An 18,335-nucleotide genomic window follows, 5' to 3' on the forward strand; every position below is an offset into this window, starting at 1 on the left:
GATGGGCTGGATGGAAGACCGCAAACATTTTATGAATTCTCATTGGATTACACCCGATGTATTTAGTGGTGAGATTCAACATGCAGTCGGACAGAGTAATTATGTCAAACGAGTTATGGAGTTTGAGCAGCAAGAAGTGACCATTGAAGAATCCGATGTAAAATGGAATGAACTAATCGAAACGATTGCTGACCTGAAAAATCGCGTGGTTCAACTGGAAGAAAGTGTGACCCAACAGCAAGAAAAAATGGATGATCTCAAGAAATATATTCGTGAATTAGAGGAGAATCAAACAAAAGAACGAGCACATTTATATCAGGTTGTTCTATTGTTGAAACAAGAATGGGAAACCCTCAAATAGTACAGTGACTCCCCAAAGGTGCCTGTTCCTTTTGGGGGTTTTCTCATTTCGGGAATAGGAAGATGAACGTATTAACAAGATTGACGCAAGGTAAGAATTGGGATACGTTATGTAATAAGCCAGATTGGCATACTATGCAATGACGCGCTGATTGAATGATTGATTAAAGGAGTGACATGATGAATAAATCCAAAGCGTTGCCCAAACGAAGTGAAATCCCTCAAGATTTCAAGTGGAAGCTTGAAGACATTTACGCCACCGATCAAGATTGGGAAAAAGACGTCAAGGAAGCCAAAAGCCTGATCGAAAAAGTTCAAGCGATGAAAGGCTCCTTAGGGGAATCAGGAAAAAATCTGCTCGAAGCCTTGACCTTGCAGGATGAATTGACCAAATCATTGGATCAAATTTACGTATATGCGAGAATGCGACGTGATGAAGACAATGCCAACGCAACCTATCAAGCGTTGACCGATCGTGCGGCCACACTAAGCACGCAAGCCTACAGTGCGATATCTTACATACAACCAGAAATTCTGGCTATCCCTACGGAGAAACTGAACGAATTACAGAAGAGTGAAGCAGGTCTTGAGCATTACCGATATATGTTGGAAGAGATCAGCCGTCTGAAACCACATACCTTATCAGAACAGGAGGAAGCCCTCCTCGCCCAGGTTAGTGATATTTCACAGGCTCCTTCAACGATTTTTGGCATGCTGAACAACGCCGATATCAAATTCCCGACAATTGTGAATGAAAAAGGGGAAGAGGTGGAGGTAACCAAAGGACGATACACTCAATTCATGGAAAGCAAGGATCGCCGTGTCCGCAAAGATGCCTTTGAAGCATTGTATTCAACATATGGCAAGCATCGCAATACCATTGCGGCTACCTTGACTTCCGTTGTGAAGCGTGACGTGTTCTACGCGCGCGTACGCAAATATCCATCAGCGCTTGAGGCTTCTTTGTTTGCTGACAACATCGATCTTAGTGTATATGATAATTTGATCGAAACCGTGCGTGAGCATCTTCCATTGATGCATCGCTATGTTGCGCTTCGCAAACGTCTTTTGGGCTTGGACGAACTTCATATGTACGATCTGTATGTTCCAGTTGTGAAAGAAGTGCATATGGAGATCCCGTATGAAGAGGCGATCGGTACCATCAAGGAAGCGCTTCATCCACTTGGCGATAATTATGCTCAGGTACTTGAAAAAGGGTTTACGTCTGGCTGGATTGATGTCTACGAGAATGAAGGAAAGACGAGTGGAGCTTATTCTTGGGGTTCTTACACCACTCATCCTTACGTCCTCATGAACTATCAAGACAACCTCAACAACATGTTTACATTGGCTCATGAGATGGGGCACGCTCTGCACAGCTATTACTCTAATCACAATCAGCCTTACACGTATGCCGATTATCGCATTTTCGTTGCTGAGGTAGCATCGACCCTGAACGAAGCTCTCCTCATGCATCATGTATTGGATACAACCAAGGAAAAAGATCAACGTATGTATCTGTTGAACTACTACCTGGAACAATTCCGCGGAACGGTGTTTAGACAAACCATGTTTGCTGAGTTCGAGAAAATTATTCACGCCAAAGTGGAAGCCGAAGAAGCTTTGACAGCGGATACGTTAAGCGAAATCTATCGCAACCTGAACGTGGAATATCACGGAAAAGAGATGGTTGTGGATTCAGAGGTCGATCTGGAATGGGCTCGAATCCCGCATTTCTATAACAACTTCTACGTGTATAAGTATGCGACTGGCTTCTCAGCGGCTACGGCGCTCTCCAAACAGATTCTGGAGGAAGGACAGCCTGCCGTTGAGCGGTACCTCAGTTTCTTGAAAAGTGGCGGATCTGATTATCCGATCAACCTGTTGAAAAAAGCAGGGGTAGACATGAACACGGCAGAACCAATCCGAGAAGCGTTAAGTGTGTTTGAACAGTTGCTGGGAGAAATGGAAGAGTTAGCTGGAGTCAAATAATACAAGAATTTAAGAATCACAGTAACAAGCTCGCATAGCGTATGCGGGCTTTTCTCTTTTTCTGGGTACACTAAACGCTGATCGTCAGAAGGAGGGGAACAAGCTTGGAAAAGATCGAGAAGAAGAATCCTGCTATCCTTTATCTCGTTTTATGCGGGCTTGTTTTCTACAGCTTGGCAGCAGTATCGACGGCTACCAAATCCAGTCCGGTCAGCGTACTTACCTATAAACAAACCGTCTGGGTAGGAATTGGATTTGTGGCGATGATGGTCATCAGCCGTATGGATTACCGAATTTGGGCGAAGAAGGCGTTTTGGCTATATGGTTTTGGGATTCTTGCGGTTTGCAGTGTGTTTGTATTTGGAAAAAAAATTAACGGTGCCCTAAGCTGGATTGACTTAGGCGTACTCAGCATCCAGCCCTCCGAATTAACCAAAATCACCACTCTGATTATGTTGGCCCGCATATATGAACTGCACGATGGAGTATTTTACCGCAGCGAGCAATTAATTCTCGTGGGAGGAATCATCGCCCTTCCAACTTTATTGGTATTGATTCAACCTGACTTAGGAATGGCTTTGGTTTATCTCTCCTTACTTGGATGTTTTATGCTTGTGACACGAATACCGGGCTGGGTTCATCTGGCTTTGGTGACAGCTGTACTGGGATTGATTCTTGGGTTGTTTTCTCTGTATAGCTTCTCTGAGAAGCTATTCTATCAAGTGATTCGCCCTCATCAGTTTGAACGGCTAACCTCGTTCTTGCATCCCGAAGACGATCCGCTGGAAAGTGGGTATCAATACATTCTGGCTAAAAAAATAGTGGGGAGTGGTCAGCTTGGCGGAATGGGGATCTTGCAACTATTAAATTCTTCCCATGAGAAGCTTCCGGAACAACACACGGACTTTATATTCGCCGTCATCGCACATCAATGGGGGTTCGCAGGAGCCAGCGCTCTCTTAATCCTCTATTTTTTACTGTTTACGCAGCTTGTTCATTGGGCGATGAATACTCCCGATTTGTTTGCCAGCTTTTTTATCAGTGGAATGGTTACGATGTGGTCTTTTCAGATCTTTGTCAATATTGGCATGAACATTGGGCTATCTCCGATTACAGGTCTTACCTTGCCGTTTATTAGCTACGGAGGAAGTTCATTTATTACCAATCTCATGGCTTGCGGGTTTCTGCTTAGCATGCATACACCATCTCCGACTAGGCAGCTCGAGAAATAATTTTTTATTAATTTTGTGTATATATCTTGCAATTATTTCCTCCTTGCTTCGTAATGTTAATAGGTAACTCTAACCATATATGGGGTTCTCCGTCTTAAGGAGGAGAACATTTCCTGCTGGTGACCGTTACACATGATAGAAGAAACTGGCAAACTGGTATTACTGATCATATGATTTGGAGGAAATCACCGTGAAAAAAGGATTAACGCTATGCCTCGCTACTGTTCTGATCCTGACAGCAGGCTGTGGTGCGAAGCCGGATGAAGCAGTTAAACAAGAAACAAAAAGTAAGGTGGTGGAAGTTTACAAGATTCCAACTCAAACACCAAACGTGATTCTCTCTGCAACGGGAATTGTGTCTCCGAAAGAGGATGTTTCGCTCTCGTTCGGGACGTCGGGTAAGATTGTTCAAATGAAAGCGCAAAACGGCGTGTTTGTCGGCAAAGGAGAGGTTCTGGCTACTCTTGATACCACCTATGCCCAAAAAGAGCTTGAAGCAGCTTCCGGGCAAATTGATGAGGCATATGCCAAACGTACGAAAACACTAAAAGGAGCCACCCAGGAAGCAATTGAACAGGAGCGTCTCCAATTAAAAAGTGCTCAGCAACGTTTGGATAAAGCAAGATCGGATGTAGCTCAAAGCCAACAGTTGTTTGAAGGTGGAGCAATATCTCAAAATGAGTTAACGAATAAGAAACGGGATCTGCAGCAGGAAGAGATTTCTTTCAGGAATCAACAAATCTCCTTGGAGGAACTCCTCAAGGGTGCCAAACCTGAGGATATCGCAGTAGCTGATGCGTCGATTAAATCAGCTTCAGGACAGATTGCTCAAGCGAAGAAGTCATTGCAAGATACTAAGCTTATTGCGCCATTTGCCGGAACAATTGTGCAAGTCAATCAACAGGTTGGAGAAATGGCTAGCCCAGGTCATGATGTCATTCATCTCGTTGACTTGTCAGAGGTGAAAGTTGCCATTGATGTAACTAATGATGTGATTGGTCAGTATAGAGAAGGCGAAACCGTCAATGTATCCAATACAAGTGGTTTGAAATCAACAGGAAAAATCAAATTCGTTTCTCCGGTGGTTGATGAGAAAACGGGTAAATATCATGTTGAAATAACGGTGCCGAACCAAGATCGCTCTTGGCGTGGCGGGATGCTGGCAGCGGTTGAGAAACCAAGAAAAGTGAATGGACTCATCGTTCCGCTGGAGAGCGTGGGCATTAATCAATCGAAGCGATTTGTCATGATCGTTAAAAATGGAATTGTGAAAAAACAGGAAGTGCAAGTCGGTCAGATCATTGGGGAGCAAATGGAAATAATGTCCGGGGTGCAAAGCGGCGATCAACTGATTCGTTCGGGTATCACTTATTATGCTGACGGCGAAAAAGTTGTGCCTAAAGGAGAGTAAGCATGGAAAAATTAATATATTTTTTATTGAGACGTAAACTCATCGTCTTTTTAGCCACCTCCCTGATTGTCTTGGCAGGGTTAGGATCGCTTTTCAGCTTTACGGTGGCGCTTGTGCCTAAAGCCAACTTCCCAATTATTAGTGTTAGTGTAACAGGAGGTTCTCTCCCTCCAGAGGAAATGGAGGAGAAGGTCACCAAACCAATTGAAAAAGAAATCAAATCCATTGCCGACGTAAAGGATTACACGTCTAATACAAGTACTGGTTCTTCATTCATCACGATTAAGGCCGAGGAGAAATCCGGAGAGAAGGTAAAGCAAGACGTTCAGAATGCGGTAAACCGTCTTCGTAACTCGTTTCCCAAAAGCGTAGATACAGTTAATATCAGACAGGATAGCTTTGGAGACGACAATCTGATCGATTTTGCACTATCTGGATCGGATCCGCAAGTATTGATGACATTGGCGAAATCTACGCTAAAAGATAAAATCGAAGCCGTACCTGGCGTGAAAGAAGTAAAAGTAGAAACCATTGGTTTTGAGAATAAAATTGCTGTTACTTTCAAACCAGATCAATTAGCAGCTTATAACATTACACCACAGGACGTCATGAATCAGTTGCAGCAAGCCAACTGGAAACAAGCGGTCGGAACCTTGCAAAATGCTGGTTATGATACAGTCATCATGATTGATCATTCACTTAAAACGATCCAGGATATTGGGAATGTCATGATCAAAACTCAAGATGGCCCTGTGAGAATCGGGCAGCTGGCTACCATTGATGATTTACGCGGTAAAATGAATGATGCGGTAGGACTGCACGATGGTAACCCTTTTGTCTGGATGAGTGTCAAGAGAACTGCGGATAGCGATTTGATTTCAACTCAGGATGCTGTTGAAAAAGTAGTAGATGAAATTAACAGGAATGCAAGCGGAAGCTACAAAATGTACGTCATGTTTGAAGCCGTTTCGTTTATTAAGCACGCGGTGAATAATCTGAGTACAGATGTAGTGATCGGGGGTGCGCTCGCGATCCTGATCCTGATTGTGTTCCTGCGCAACTGGCGCGTCACATTGGTTATTGCAACCACATTGCCACTGTCCGCATTTATGACGTTCATTGCGATGAAGGTTGGCGGTTATAACATCGATTTGGTTACATTAATCTCGCTGAGTCTCTCCGTCGGTTTGATCGTAGATGCGGCGATTGTGGTACTGGAGAGCATCTATCAGTTCCGTGAAAAAGGCGAACCATTGGAGAGGGCAATCGTCCTTGGTACCAAAGAGGTTATGACTCCAGTTATCGCTTCTCAGATTACCTTGATCGCTGTATTCTTACCGCTCGTATTTGCTAATTTTGAGGATTGGCTGAAACCGATTTTTATGACCATAGCGTTTACGGTGACAGCTACGATTGTATCTTCTACGGTTGCTGCATTCTTCTTTGTTCCTGTGTTTGCTGAGCGTTTCCTGCGTAAAGACAAACAAGGATTGCATAGTGAAGAAAATCATGGGAAGAAACAAAATAAAATCGTGCAATGGTTTAACAAACTGCTTCAAGTTGCCTTGAACCATCGTGTCAAAACCTTACTGGTTGCTTTTCTCATGTTTGTCGGGGCGATTTTCTTGGCGCCGATGGTTAAAGTAGAACTAGGCATGAATGAGAACGAAAATTTCATTTATGCCAAGGCCGATCTGGCGGATGGTACACAAGCTGCGACGACCATTAAAGAAGCGACTGCCGTCGAAAAGTCGCTACGTCAAGTTCCAGAAATCAGTGACTTGTTTGTAATTGTGGAAAAGAATTCCGCTCAGTTCTTTATCCAATTAGTAGGCAAGGCAGAACGAAAACGCAATAAAGAGGAAATGTCCAAGGATATCAACGATCGCCTCAATAAAATTCAAGGTGTGGATAAAATAGCGATGTCTTTTGGCAGCCAGAATGATAAACCGCCTGTTCAGGTGGACGTTATCGGTCAGGATTTAGATACTACCCGCCAATTAACAGCGGATGTTGAAAAAATGTTGAGTACGATCCCAGGTCTGTCAAACGTCCGAGACGATTTTCAAAAAGGCACCGAAAAAATCACTCTGGTTCCGAAAGAAGACGTCATGGAACAGTTAAATGTCAATCCACGTTCCATGCTTGCTCAAATTAGTGGGTTCATTGGCGAGCAGAATGTGACGACCATAACGGCTGATGGGATTGATCTCGACGTCGTGGCCCGTTATCCTAAAGAGTGGATGAAACACCCTGATCAGTTAAAACAATTGTTAGTTACCACAGAAACAGGAAATAAGGTTCCGTTAACTGATTTAGTAGAATTGAAATACACCAAGTCTCCTATTACCTTAACCCATCAAAAAGGTGATCGTATCGTAACAGTATCTGCCGACGTATTAGGTGGAGACGTAGGCGCAGCGGGACGTCAAATTGAAGAGAAGCTCGCACAGTTTGCTGTTCCAGCAGGCTACAAGGTGGAGATTTCAGGTAAACTGAAAGAACAAGGCGCGAACTTTACAGCATTAGCTATGGTTCTATTTGGGGTAATTGCCCTGATATACATGATCATGGTGACACAATTCGGCCGACTCTCTCATCCGTTTATCATCATGTTAACCATTCCGATGGCGGCTGTCGGGGTAATTGTCGGATTCGTCATAACCCAGCGATCGTTTGGTGAGATGGCAATGATCGGGATCATCATGTTGGTTGGGATTGTCGTCTCCAACGCTATCCTTCTCATCGACCGGATCAACTTGCTTAGAAGCCGTGGGATGGACGTTAAAGAAGCGATTCTTCAAGGAACCAAGGACCGTATTCGCCCCGTACTAATGACCAAATTGACTGCAATCTTGGGTATGCTGCCGATGGCCTTGGCTTTTTCAGAAGGTGCTGCTATGGAAGCACCATTGGCAACCGGTGTAATTTTCGGTCTCGCGTTCCACACTGTGGTTACATTGATTTTGGTTCCAGTGATGTATTCGTTGTTTGAAAGCTACTTCGCTCGGAGGTTGGCACGTAAAGAACGCAAGCTGCAACGAAAATTGGAACGAAGCATGATGAAAGAAATTCCGAATTCTTAGTACCTAAAAATGATGAAGAGACACTCGAGGAAGGCGTGAAAACATGCCTTCCTCTTCGTTTTCGTTCACATCCTCCGACGGCTCAATCGGAGCTAATCTTGATCGTTATGATTACATTTCAGATGGTAATTTTTAGTTGAACTGTAACCAAATCCTCTGACATTCGTATAAACGATATGGTAAAACAATAAAGGATGTTTGTAAGAAAGCGGGGGAAACATCTTGCACCTTGTCTATAAGCTGTTGAATCGATCCAATGTAGAAGCGTCAACGATCTTGCGTGAAGTTGAGTGCTCTCAGGAGGAATTGCATGTACGAAAGCTGGTGGATGCCAGCTTGTTTACCGGGACCTTGTACGAACATACCTCCAATGCGTTAGAAGAGCTAGAGGTCGTGTATGTGGAACAACCAAAGATTCCGCCTTCTTTGCCCAAGCACCATCAGCATGTATACGGGTATACAGTTGAATATTACGAACAATTGGATGACTCCCTACGATTGGTGCAAAGTAAGAATTTTGCTGATTTTGCTTCAATTGTTACCCGATTGCTTGATCATTACACCGTACTTGGCGGAAAGGATTACGAGTTGACCTATACCATTCTGGACGAGAACAGAGGTTGTGTCCTTATTTATGTCAAACCGGAATGAACTGTAGGTATGAAAGGAGCAGAACCAGATGAATTGGAACATGTGGGTGGAGAGAACCTTTGAACGTGAATGGAAAAAGCATTCGAGCTCCTTTCCAGGGCAAAAAGCTTCCAAGGTCTCTTTTCACCAAAAAGCTCTTGTGGCCACTGGGGTAATTACACTATCGGCACTAGTAAGTGGCTGTGGAAGTGATGACGCTAGCCCAACGGCTTATGAGGAGTGTAAGTGGGAAGCCTCCAAGGGAAACACCTATAACTGTGATGACGACACCGGTTCTTTTTACACATCAAGAGGCTATTCTCGAGGCAAAAAAACCGTCCTCTCATCAACATCCGAGTATGCGAAGTATAAAGCGAGTCAAATGAGTTCAAGCAGTTCCAAAGGAGGCATTGGAGGTGGAGGATCCGGTTTTTTCGGGGGTTAAAGTAGAGGCACTGCCAGTTTCACATGAAAAGGCATTCTCTATCACCAGAGACTGGTGCGATTGGGATCGCATGCATGGCAGCGAATACTTGGTTCCATCCGTACTTGTATTCTCCAAAGAGCGAGTGAAGCAAATCGCCACCTTGACTGAAGAAGCTTATCAGATCTTCCAGAAGACCCTTCGCTACGTGCAACAGGAAGTTCCGGATCCTTATCTGATTCACCAATTAGGAATTCCTGAATCCCTCGTGTACGCTTCTCGTTCTTATGTTCCGTTTGATGCCATTACTCGCTTCGACATTGCGATCAGTGATAAACGGATGGTCATACTTGAATATAATTCAGATACGCCAACTGGAGTAGTGGAATCCGCATATGTTGCCAATTCGGTCATTCGTCGATATACCGCATATGAGAATCCGTCAGCTAAATTAAACGATCGTATAAAAAAATCGATTCGAAACTGCATTCATTATTATCATCATCAAGGATTTCAGGGTGACATTCTGTTTAGTGCGACGAAATATAGCAACGAAGACATCGGAACGGTGCGATACGCTCAAGCAATTAGTCAAGTAGAATCTGTATACGCGCACCTGGAAGATTTGCGACTACGCGCCGAAGGTCTGTATGCTGGTGAGAAAAAATCCTCCATCTGGTATCGGTTGTATCCTTGGGAGCATCTGCCTCACGACGTTGATCAGGATGGGTTTCCGGTTGGGAAGGCTCTCATTTCTTTGATTGAAGAAAATAAACTTGCGACGATTTCTCCACCCCAATCGATCATTACTCAATCCAAGGGACTCCAAGCCTTCATATGGGAAATGGCGAGGTTACGCCACAGGATTTACGATGATGCTGAGCGTGACTTGATTCAACGCTTCATGCTGCCCAGTTTCTTTGATTCCGATCACTTTCGATCACAAGGGATTCCGTATGTATCGAAGCCGTTGTTTGGGCGTGAGGGAGGAGCAGTTAGGCTATTTGGTTCCAACGGACAATTGGAAGAGCAAGATGAAGCCGAGCATTATTGGGATCAGCCTGTTATTTATCAGCAAAGAGTGGATTTGCCTCAAGTACATATTCAGACGGAAGAAGGACCGTTCAGTGGTTTTATGTTAATTGGAGCTTTTTGTGTAGGTGGTAAGTTTGCTGGAATACTACCTCGAGTTGGAGGTCGTATCACAGGCAACCTGGCTTACTACTTGCCAGCAGCAATGAATTAATCGATTGGATAGGAGGGCTCTGGAATGGCCTTATTTTTAACGTACTCTTTTCTTGGTTTTTTGCTTCTGATTGGAAGCATTCTGATTATCCCTTTAGTGACACCGCATCATGAATGGAAACTGATCAAAGAGAAAAATCGCTCCGCCGTCATCGTTTTCGCCGGACAAATCTACGCGATTTCGAATAACCTGTATTCCGCGATCGCCAATAGTGTCAGTATTCCTGATTTTTTACTATTCGGGGCTGTGGCGATTATTTGGCAGATTCTGTTGTTCTATCTGGTTGAATTGGCCACGACAAAGATTTTTTACAAACAACGTTTTTCGAATCTCATCATTGAGAATCAGATCGAACCGGCGATTTTGTTCGCAGTTTTTGCCGTTTCCGTCTCGAATGTCATCAGTCCTAGTTTAATTTCCTAGATCGGGAGTATACAATATGTAATAATGATTCACTATCAGATAATCAGTTGGAGATGATCAAATGGATCTGCAATTAACCGGTCGTACGGCCATTGTGTTGGCTTCTAGTAAAGGGTTAGGAAAAGCAACAGCAGTATCGTTGGCTAGTGAAGGAGCACAAGTAACCATTTCTGGACGGGACGAAGTGGCATTGCATGAGACGTCGAAGGAGATTGAAAAGGTATCAGGGATGGCGCCGTTAACAGTAGTCACAGATGTCACCAGTAAAGAAGATATCGAACGGCTCGTTGCCAAAACAGTCGAGCGATTTGGTACAGTCGATATCCTGATCAATAATGCGGGAGGACCTTCTGCAGGTACCTTTGATTAAATGACGGATGAACATTGGCAGCAAGCGTTCGAATTGAATCTGCTTAGTTTTGTGCGTTCTATCCGTTCTGTACTTCCCTTCATGCGCGAGCAGCAGTTTGGGCGAATTGTCAATTTTGCCTCGTCTTCCATTAAGCAACCCATCGAGAATCTCATTTTATCCAATACGTTTCGTACCGGGATTATCGGTTTAGCCAAGACGTTGTCCACCGAGTTAGGTCCTGACGGTATTCTCATCAATACAATCGGGCCAGGTAGAATTTCGACGGATCGAGTCGCTTCTCTGGATCAATTGACCGCCAATAGAAAAGGAGTAGATCGTGAACAAATTCGTCAGCAGGTGGAAGATCTTATACCACTAAGACGGTACGGAGAACCTGAAGAGTTTGCCCGAGTCGCAACTTTTCTGGCTTCACCCGCGAATAGTTATGTGACAGGTCAAGCATTGCTGGTAGACGGAGGATTGGTTCGTTCCATCTAATAGTCAAGTACATACTGTTTACAATAAGGGAGGGTCTATATGAGTAAAGAAAGCTCGTTTGATATTGTTTCGAAGGTGGATATGGCGGAAGTGAATAATGCGATTTATACCGCGATGAAGGAAATTGAGAACCGCTTTGATTTTAAAGGTAGCAAAAGCTCCATCAGCTTGGATAAAGAAGAAATGGTTTTGGTCTCTGACGATGAGTTCAAATTAAGTCAACTCAAAGACGTTCTGCTAGGTAAACTAGTAAAGCGGGAGGTCTCGATTAAGAATATGGATTACGGCAAAATTGAGCCAGCTGCGGGATCAACTGTACGCCAACGGGTTAAACTTGTACAGGGTATCGATAAAGACAATGCCAAGAAAATCAATACAATCATTAAAGATACGGGGCTAAAGGTCAAAAGCCAAATTCAGGATGACCAGATCCGCGTAGTCGGGAAAAGCAAGGATGAACTTCAAGTGATTATCACTGCGATTCGCAAGGCCGACTTGCCAATTGAAGTCCAGTTTATCAATTATCGCTAGTACATAGGTAAAAAGCAGAAGGACAATCCTTCTGCTTTTTTGTTTAATCTCTGCTTTTTTCGTAATCTCTGATTCTATCGTTCGCTCTTCTTGCGTAAGCATGTACAAATAGGCAAGAAAGGGAGAATGGATTATGAAGGTTTTCGTCATTAGTTTACGCAATCTTATCATTGGTGCAGTTGTCGGTCTGTTCATCATCATCGGTGCGATTATTCTGGTCGTAAAAGATCCAATCAATGTCTCAAGTTCATTTAAACCTGAATCAAGTTCGATTCCAACCGCTTCCCCAAATCCATTTGAATCACCAAAGCCAAGCTTGTCTCTAGATGTGCAGCAAGATGGATCCACCGCTCATGTCAAACTGATCACGCAGAACTTCAAGTTTGAACAGCAGGGGAGCAGTGACTCAACCAATGTCACCCACGGAATGGGACACGCGCATCTTTATATTGATGGTACCTTGATCAAACAGGTATACAGCCCCGAGTTCATTTTGAAAAAGTTGCCAGAAGGTGAACATGAATTGAAAGTAGAATTGGTTTATCCGAACCATATGTCCTATCAAGTATCCCAGACCAGAATACTTTCCGTGAATTAACGTTCCGATCATGGAGCGTTTTTTCTTTTGCATTCAATTCAGCCAGCTTGATTTGTCGGAATCCCTTTCTATTGAGTTGCTGTATACGCGATAAAGTGTAATTTTTCTTCATCCATATGAAAATCCACGTAACGTCCTGGATTCATTGTATTACCCACGTATTCTTGCTCCGTAATCCGAAATTCATTGCGTTTCATATGCTCTTCATAATAACCCGGACACAAGTTGAAACGATTAGAGCCCTTATAGAGCTCCCGCATATTGGCTAAGGATTTGGCATTAGCGTCATAGTAGGAAAAGTTCCCAATAATCTTACTTTTCTGGTGCAGATATGGTTTTATTTTTTCAAGCGGAAAAATTTCATGAAATAAAGAATGGTCATTAAACGACAAGCTATCGATGACAAAATCAATGGAACCATGCTTGAGCGGAAAATGTAAGTCACTGTTAACGAGGTACAGGATGGATAAGTTGGGGTTAATATGGTCGATCTTATCTTTAAGCTTTTGCATCATTTCAAGCGTATCCCCGCAAAAAATATAGAGAGCGTTGGGCTGAAGGGAAGTTAAATATTTTGGTAAGAAAACGAAAGAGTGTACGTGTGTTTCGATGACAACCATACCTGGTTGTACATCCTGTTTCATTTTCGTAAAAATCCACTGACTTCCTTTTTCGATAATACTGATTAAACTCGGGTGAATTCGCTCGAATACATCCTGCTCATAAAAATGGTATTGCATCGGAACCTCGCTGGCTTTTCTTGTTGTAATCACAATACCATCCTTGATTACCGCTTCATAACCGCAATGGCAATGCAGGGAGGCTGTGGAAATATGTTGATTTTGAATAAGCGCATCTTGCATCCTCAAAGGTCCTTGGCATGTTGGACAATAGAGTAATGGAATGAACTGAAAGGGCACACCGGTCACAGCCTTGGCTAGTTTCAATTGACTAAGTTGAACAATTTTCTTATCCATTTTGTCAATGGTGTGGTTCAGGGCTTGTACATCCTGCACGATCATTTGTTTCTTCTCGTTTAGCATATGGATGAAAAAAGCAATATCCTCAGGGTTCGAAAACAGCGTAATACGTTTAAAGGATAAGAGCTTGTGGATTTCTTGCAAAGTGAAATGGAATTGTTTCAGTTCAGCAATTAAAGACATATCTTCTAAACAAGTCTTATCGAATGTATACTGGGATCCCTTTTTCAGAGGAACGATTAATCCAAGCGAAATGTAATAACGAATCGTATTGTTTGCCACGTTAAATTTTTTGGCAAATGTGCCAATTTTCAGATTAATCACCCCGATCAGCAGCAGATTCAAAAAACTTACAGTCAACTATACATTTTCCTAAAATGACAGGAAAAAGCCTCTTGCGATCATCTTCACTGTATCTATTATAGTTAACGCGAGAACATCGTGTAAAGGCTTACAGAAGCTATTGGGGGTGAATGATATGCTGACAGAAACGGTTTCTTTATGGCAAGGAACGGTCAATCGGAACAATAGACGTCCTTCTCTTCTGGGTCAAATAGAGACGGATGTGGTCATTGTCGGAGCAGGATTTACGGGTATTTCATCCGCTTACTTTTTGAGTAAAAAAGGGATATCCGCAGTTGTTTTAGAGCAAGAAACGGTGGGGTGGGGAGCAACGGGCCGTAACGGCGGCATGATGAATACTGGATATAAGCCATCCGCGGAAGGCATGATCGCGCGATGGGGCCTTGAGGATGCCAGAAAACTGGATCAGATTGCGATCGATAGCATTCATTTAGTGGATGAACTAGTAAAGGAGCATACCATCGATTGTTCCATTCGACATTGCGGTCACATAGTCTTGACGAAAAATCCCAAATCAATGAATCGGTTGCGTAATGAAGTTGGCGCTATGCAAAAATACTTCGGCCGTGAAGTGAGGATTGTTGAAGGTAACGAACTCCAGAATGAGATTGGTTCTAATTATTATAAATTGGGGATGGTTGATTCACAAAGTTACGGGTTTCATCCCTTGAACTATGCGCTTGGACTTGCGGATGCTGCCGAATCGCTGGGTGCAAAATTTTATGAGAAGTCGAAAGTAACAAGCATCAAACGCACAGGTGAAACTGTAACCGTTTTAACAGATAAAGGAGTCGTGAAAGCAAAAGAAGTGATCGTAGCCACGGATGGTTACTCTTCAAGAATCTCCAAAGAGCTGGATCAAGGCGTCATTCCAGTAGCAAGTTATGTGATCGCTACGGAACCGCTGGACGAAGATTTGATTAAACGCCTGATTCCAAATAATCGTATGTTATTCGATACGACCAAAATGACGAATTATTTCAGAATAACTCCGGATTCGAGAATGTTGTACGGGGGTTCGGGTGTTAGACATGACAGGGGGCATAAGTATTTCCCTGAACTTCATCAAAAAATGCTTATGGTATTCCCGCAGCTTGCTCCATATAAAATTGACTATCGCTGGAGTGGATTGATAGGGGTAACGAAAGACTTTTTCCCAGTAATCGGCAAGATGGAGGATGGCAGCTATTTTGCGACAGGATATTGCGGTCATGGCGGCTCGCAGTCAACGCTTCTCGGAAAAATTCTTGCGGATTGCATTGCCAAAGAACAAGATCGAATCGAGTACTTCGAAAAAAACGCTCTCAAACCATTTCCATTTTCAAGCCAAAAAGGCATGTTGATCAATTTAGCCAATATTTACTATCGCTGGTTGGATCGAAACGGTTAGGAGGCCCTTGAGTTATGGGGATAATTGGTATCATAACAGTGAACATAATGATTATTATGTAAACTAATAAAAACATCTCATCTGCCAGTATAAGTAAAAGCAGGAATGTATGCGCTTTATATCGAAATAATAAACAGATAATATCGAATTATGAGAATTTATGATGAGGTGAATGATTGTGATCCAATTACGCTCCATTACCATTGGCGATCTCCTCGATGAAACGACTTCCAAGTACCCTGATAAAGAAGCGGTTGTCTACAAGGAAAGAGGCCTTCGTTACTCCTTTCGTGAGTTTCAGCAGCTTTGCAACGAGGTAGCGAAAGGTTTCATGTCTCTAGGCATTCAAGCAGGCGAGAATATGGCTATCTGGGCTACCAATGTTCCCGAGTGGGTCACCACGCAGTTCGCTTCTGCGAAAATGGGCGGAGTTTTGGTCACAGTGAACACCAGCTATCGGACACATGAATTGGAGTACCTGCTTCGCCAGTCTGAATCCACGACGCTTTTGATTATTGAATCCTACCGAGATGCGAGTTACGTCGAGATGATCCAAGAAATTTGTCCTGAACTATCTCAGTGTGAACCGGGTCAGCTTCAATCTGTCAGACTTCCTCATCTTCGTAATGTGATCTTTATTGGAGACGAACGCAAGCCAGGTATGTTCCTGTGGAGTGACTTAGTTGAGCTTGGCAAGGAAGTAACGGACGAGCAGCTCATGCAGCGTCAGCAATCTCTATTGCCTGATGATGTGATTAACATGCAATATACCTCTGGGACAACCGGCTTTCCCAAAGGGGTTATGCTTACCCATAGCAACATTGTGAACAATGCGATCCAGGTTGCGGGCTCCATGAATTTAGGGCCCGAGGACCGGCTGTGTATTCCTGTTCCATTTTTCCACTGCTTTGGCTGTGTGATGAGTACATTGGCTTGCGTGGCGACAGGAGCAACAATGGTTCCCTTGATTACTTTTGATCCAGGACTGGCTCTGTCGATTATGTCAGAGGAACGTTGTACCGCTATCCAAGGAGTACCAACGATGTTCATTGCGGAGCTTAACCATCCAGACTTTGACTCATATGATCTCAGCACCCTTCGCACAGGCATCATGGCAGGCTCCCCTTGTCCGATTGAGGTCATGAAGAAGGTCGTCGACAAAATGGGCGTACGCGATATCACGATTGCCTATGGCCAAACGGAGTCTTCGCCTGTTATCACACAAACTCGTAGGGAAGACAGCATTGAGCGTCGAGTAAGCACTGTAGGTCGAGCGCTTGGTCCGGTTGGAGTGAAAATCATCGATCCAGTCAGCGGTGAAACACTGCCACCAGGCGAGCAGGGGGAACTTTGTACACGTGGCTATCATGTGATGAAGGGCTACTACAATATGCCGGAGCAGACTTTCAAAGCGATTGACCATGAAGGCTGGTTGCATACCGGAGATTTGGCGACAGTTGACGAAGAGGGGTATTACCGTATTACTGGTCGTCTCAAGGATATGATCATTCGTGGTGGTGAAAATGTCTATCCGCGTGAGATTGAGGAATTTCTCTATACCCACCCCAAAATCCTCGATGTTCAAGTGGTGGGTCTGCCTGATGAAAAATACGGTGAGCAAGTCCTAGCCTGTGTAAAAATAAAAGAAGGCGAGCAATTGACGGAGGAAGAGGTCAAACAGTATTGTGAAGGCAAGATTGCGCGGTATAAAATTCCATACTACATACAAATTGTTACCGAATATCCTATGACGGCATCCGGTAAAATCCAAAAATACAAATTACGTGAGCAGGCCATTGTCGCCTTAGGATTGGAAAAAGCAGAGAACATCGAAACTGCCTAACCCATTTTCCAACCCCTTGTCACCTTCGTGTGGCGGGGGTTTTTTCATTGGTTTATCATCTTGGGTTCATGGAAAAATTGGCTCAGCTGCTGATATAATACAGCCATATTTTAGCTGATTGGCGTATGTAGGAGGGCCCGAAGTGAAAAAATCAATCCTTCGATGGGGTACTGTCATTATCCTTTTCGTCGCAGTTCTTTACATAACCTATGACATGATGAACTCAAGGACATTTCAGGTGTTCGGTGAGATTGTTCCCCGCGTCGAAACCACACAAAAGGCTGTTGCCCTTACAATTGATGATGGACCGAATGGGAAGGCGGATAAGCTGATTCACTTATTGGAAGAGGAAAAAATAAAAGCTACCTTTTTCTTGATCGGTCAGGAAATGGAGAAATATCCGCAAGAAACGGTAAAGCTGATACAAGCGGGCCATGAGATTGGAAATCATTCGTATTCTCATCAACGAATGGTGCTGAAAACCCCTGGCTTCATTCAAAACGAGATTGAGCGTACAGATACACTGATTCATCAAGCAGGTTACCAAGGAGACATCCTTTTCAGACCGCCATATGGGAAAAAACTCTTCCTATTGCCGTATTACCTCAACAAGACCAATCGAAAGTCGATAACCTGGGACATCGAACCTGATTCCGATCCCCAAATTGCTTCATCAACGGATCGAATGATCAACTACGTGGTTCACGAAGCCAAACCGGGTTCGATCATACTATTGCACGGTTGGCACTATTCAGATGAGGAGGCATCACATGTCATCAGAGGAATTGTTGGCGGTTTAAGAGAGCAGGGATATACCTTCTTAACCGTGTCCGAGTTAATGCTATTGCGGGGAAAATAAACTACGAATACCCTATCTCTCATCGGTTCCTTTCTTCGGAATCATCCCGAACAGTTTGTGCATGCATGTAGAAGCAGAGTAATCAGCCCAAATATTGTGAGACAATGATAAGGCTCC

At 43.7% G+C, this 18,335-nt stretch carries 15 protein-coding genes and 1 pseudogene; 15 read left to right on the forward strand and 1 reads right to left on the reverse strand.

What is annotated here, in order from left to right; all coding sequences use genetic code 11:
• Positions 1-10: 10 nt before the first annotated feature.
• The 12 genes and pseudogenes from ACQCN2_RS04575 to ACQCN2_RS04630 all read left to right on the forward strand — a co-directional run bounded on the left by ACQCN2_RS04575 (position 11) and on the right by ACQCN2_RS04630 (position 12,783).
• Positions 11-361 carry a hypothetical protein gene (locus ACQCN2_RS04575; RefSeq protein WP_426927715.1) on the forward strand — a complete coding sequence of 117 codons (351 nt, stop codon included), beginning with the start codon at positions 11-13 and terminating at the stop codon, positions 359-361.
• A gap of 179 nt (positions 362-540) precedes the next feature.
• Positions 541-2,352, forward strand: a complete 1,812-nt coding sequence (gene pepF, locus ACQCN2_RS04580) for an oligoendopeptidase F (protein WP_426927716.1) — start codon at positions 541-543, stop codon at positions 2,350-2,352.
• Between the two features lie 104 nt (positions 2,353-2,456).
• Entirely contained in the window at positions 2,457-3,584 is a 1,128-nt protein-coding gene (locus tag ACQCN2_RS04585; protein ID WP_426927717.1) for an FtsW/RodA/SpoVE family cell cycle protein, read from the forward strand.
• Between the two features lie 190 nt (positions 3,585-3,774).
• Positions 3,775-4,995, forward strand: coding sequence for an efflux RND transporter periplasmic adaptor subunit (locus ACQCN2_RS04590; RefSeq protein ID WP_426927718.1), 1,221 nt, complete (start codon positions 3,775-3,777; stop codon positions 4,993-4,995).
• Between the two features lie 2 nt (positions 4,996-4,997).
• Positions 4,998-8,081 (forward strand): efflux RND transporter permease subunit, encoded by a 3,084-nt coding sequence (locus ACQCN2_RS04595; protein ID WP_426927719.1) that lies wholly within the window; start codon positions 4,998-5,000, stop codon positions 8,079-8,081.
• Between the two features lie 222 nt (positions 8,082-8,303).
• On the forward strand, positions 8,304-8,732 hold the full coding sequence (locus ACQCN2_RS04600) for a hypothetical protein (protein ID WP_426927720.1): 429 nt from the start codon (positions 8,304-8,306) through the stop codon (positions 8,730-8,732).
• A 28-nt stretch (positions 8,733-8,760) separates the two neighbouring features.
• Positions 8,761-9,156: a hypothetical protein gene (locus ACQCN2_RS04605; RefSeq protein WP_426927721.1), complete on the forward strand. Its 396-nt coding sequence runs from the start codon at positions 8,761-8,763 to the stop codon at positions 9,154-9,156.
• Positions 9,128-10,381: a glutathionylspermidine synthase family protein gene (locus ACQCN2_RS04610; protein ID WP_426927722.1), complete on the forward strand. Its 1,254-nt coding sequence runs from the start codon at positions 9,128-9,130 to the stop codon at positions 10,379-10,381. Before ACQCN2_RS04605 ends, ACQCN2_RS04610 begins: the two co-directional genes overlap by 29 nt.
• 24 nt (positions 10,382-10,405) lie before the next feature.
• Positions 10,406-10,804 carry a DUF350 domain-containing protein gene (locus tag ACQCN2_RS04615; RefSeq protein ID WP_426927723.1) on the forward strand — a complete coding sequence of 133 codons (399 nt, stop codon included), beginning with the start codon at positions 10,406-10,408 and terminating at the stop codon, positions 10,802-10,804.
• Between the two features lie 61 nt (positions 10,805-10,865).
• Positions 10,866-11,654, forward strand: a pseudogene (locus ACQCN2_RS04620) (SDR family oxidoreductase).
• 39 nt (positions 11,655-11,693) lie between these two features.
• A complete protein-coding gene (locus ACQCN2_RS04625) occupies positions 11,694-12,185 on the forward strand; it encodes a YajQ family cyclic di-GMP-binding protein (RefSeq protein WP_426927724.1) in 492 nt (163 codons plus the stop codon).
• A 133-nt stretch (positions 12,186-12,318) separates the two neighbouring features.
• The gene (locus ACQCN2_RS04630) at positions 12,319-12,783 is read left to right on the forward strand and encodes a hypothetical protein (RefSeq protein ID WP_426927725.1); all 465 of its coding nucleotides are present in this window, start codon (positions 12,319-12,321) and stop codon (positions 12,781-12,783) included.
• Positions 12,784-12,851: 68 nt separating this feature from the next.
• On the opposite strand, the gene ACQCN2_RS04635 is transcribed toward ACQCN2_RS04630, so the two are convergent.
• The gene (locus ACQCN2_RS04635) at positions 12,852-14,123 is read right to left on the reverse strand and encodes a MerR family transcriptional regulator (RefSeq protein ID WP_426927726.1); all 1,272 of its coding nucleotides are present in this window, start codon (positions 14,121-14,123) and stop codon (positions 12,852-12,854) included.
• Between the two features lie 118 nt (positions 14,124-14,241).
• Here ACQCN2_RS04635 and ACQCN2_RS04640 point away from each other — a divergent pair, with 118 nt between their 5' ends.
• The 3 genes from ACQCN2_RS04640 (at position 14,242) to ACQCN2_RS04650 (ending at position 18,218) form a co-directional block, all read left to right on the forward strand.
• The gene (locus ACQCN2_RS04640) at positions 14,242-15,516 is read left to right on the forward strand and encodes an NAD(P)/FAD-dependent oxidoreductase (RefSeq protein ID WP_426927727.1); all 1,275 of its coding nucleotides are present in this window, start codon (positions 14,242-14,244) and stop codon (positions 15,514-15,516) included.
• A gap of 172 nt (positions 15,517-15,688) precedes the next feature.
• On the forward strand, positions 15,689-17,359 hold the full coding sequence (locus ACQCN2_RS04645; protein WP_426927728.1) for an AMP-binding protein: 1,671 nt from the start codon (positions 15,689-15,691) through the stop codon (positions 17,357-17,359).
• A gap of 142 nt (positions 17,360-17,501) precedes the next feature.
• Positions 17,502-18,218: a polysaccharide deacetylase family protein gene (locus ACQCN2_RS04650; RefSeq protein WP_426927729.1), complete on the forward strand. Its 717-nt coding sequence runs from the start codon at positions 17,502-17,504 to the stop codon at positions 18,216-18,218.
• Positions 18,219-18,335: the final 117 nt, after the last annotated feature.

This window comes from Brevibacillus ginsengisoli (genome assembly GCF_050113715.1).
Taxonomy (GTDB): domain Bacteria; phylum Bacillota; class Bacilli; order Brevibacillales; family Brevibacillaceae; genus Brevibacillus_H; species Brevibacillus_H ginsengisoli.

Coding starts and splice junctions, on each gene's coding strand:
- pepF (WP_426927716.1), top strand. CDS start 541: ATGAATAAATCCAAAGCGTTGCCCAAACGAAGTGAAATCCCTCAAGAT.
- ACQCN2_RS04625 (WP_426927724.1), top strand. CDS start 11,694: ATGAGTAAAGAAAGCTCGTTTGATATTGTTTCGAAGGTGGATATGGCG.
- ACQCN2_RS04605 (WP_426927721.1), top strand. CDS start 8,761: ATGAATTGGAACATGTGGGTGGAGAGAACCTTTGAACGTGAATGGAAA.
- ACQCN2_RS04645 (WP_426927728.1), top strand. CDS start 15,689: ATGATTGTGATCCAATTACGCTCCATTACCATTGGCGATCTCCTCGAT.
- ACQCN2_RS04615 (WP_426927723.1), top strand. CDS start 10,406: ATGGCCTTATTTTTAACGTACTCTTTTCTTGGTTTTTTGCTTCTGATT.
- ACQCN2_RS04595 (WP_426927719.1), top strand. CDS start 4,998: ATGGAAAAATTAATATATTTTTTATTGAGACGTAAACTCATCGTCTTT.
- ACQCN2_RS04575 (WP_426927715.1), top strand. CDS start 11: ATGGAAGACCGCAAACATTTTATGAATTCTCATTGGATTACACCCGAT.
- ACQCN2_RS04630 (WP_426927725.1), top strand. CDS start 12,319: ATGAAGGTTTTCGTCATTAGTTTACGCAATCTTATCATTGGTGCAGTT.
- ACQCN2_RS04640 (WP_426927727.1), top strand. CDS start 14,242: ATGCTGACAGAAACGGTTTCTTTATGGCAAGGAACGGTCAATCGGAAC.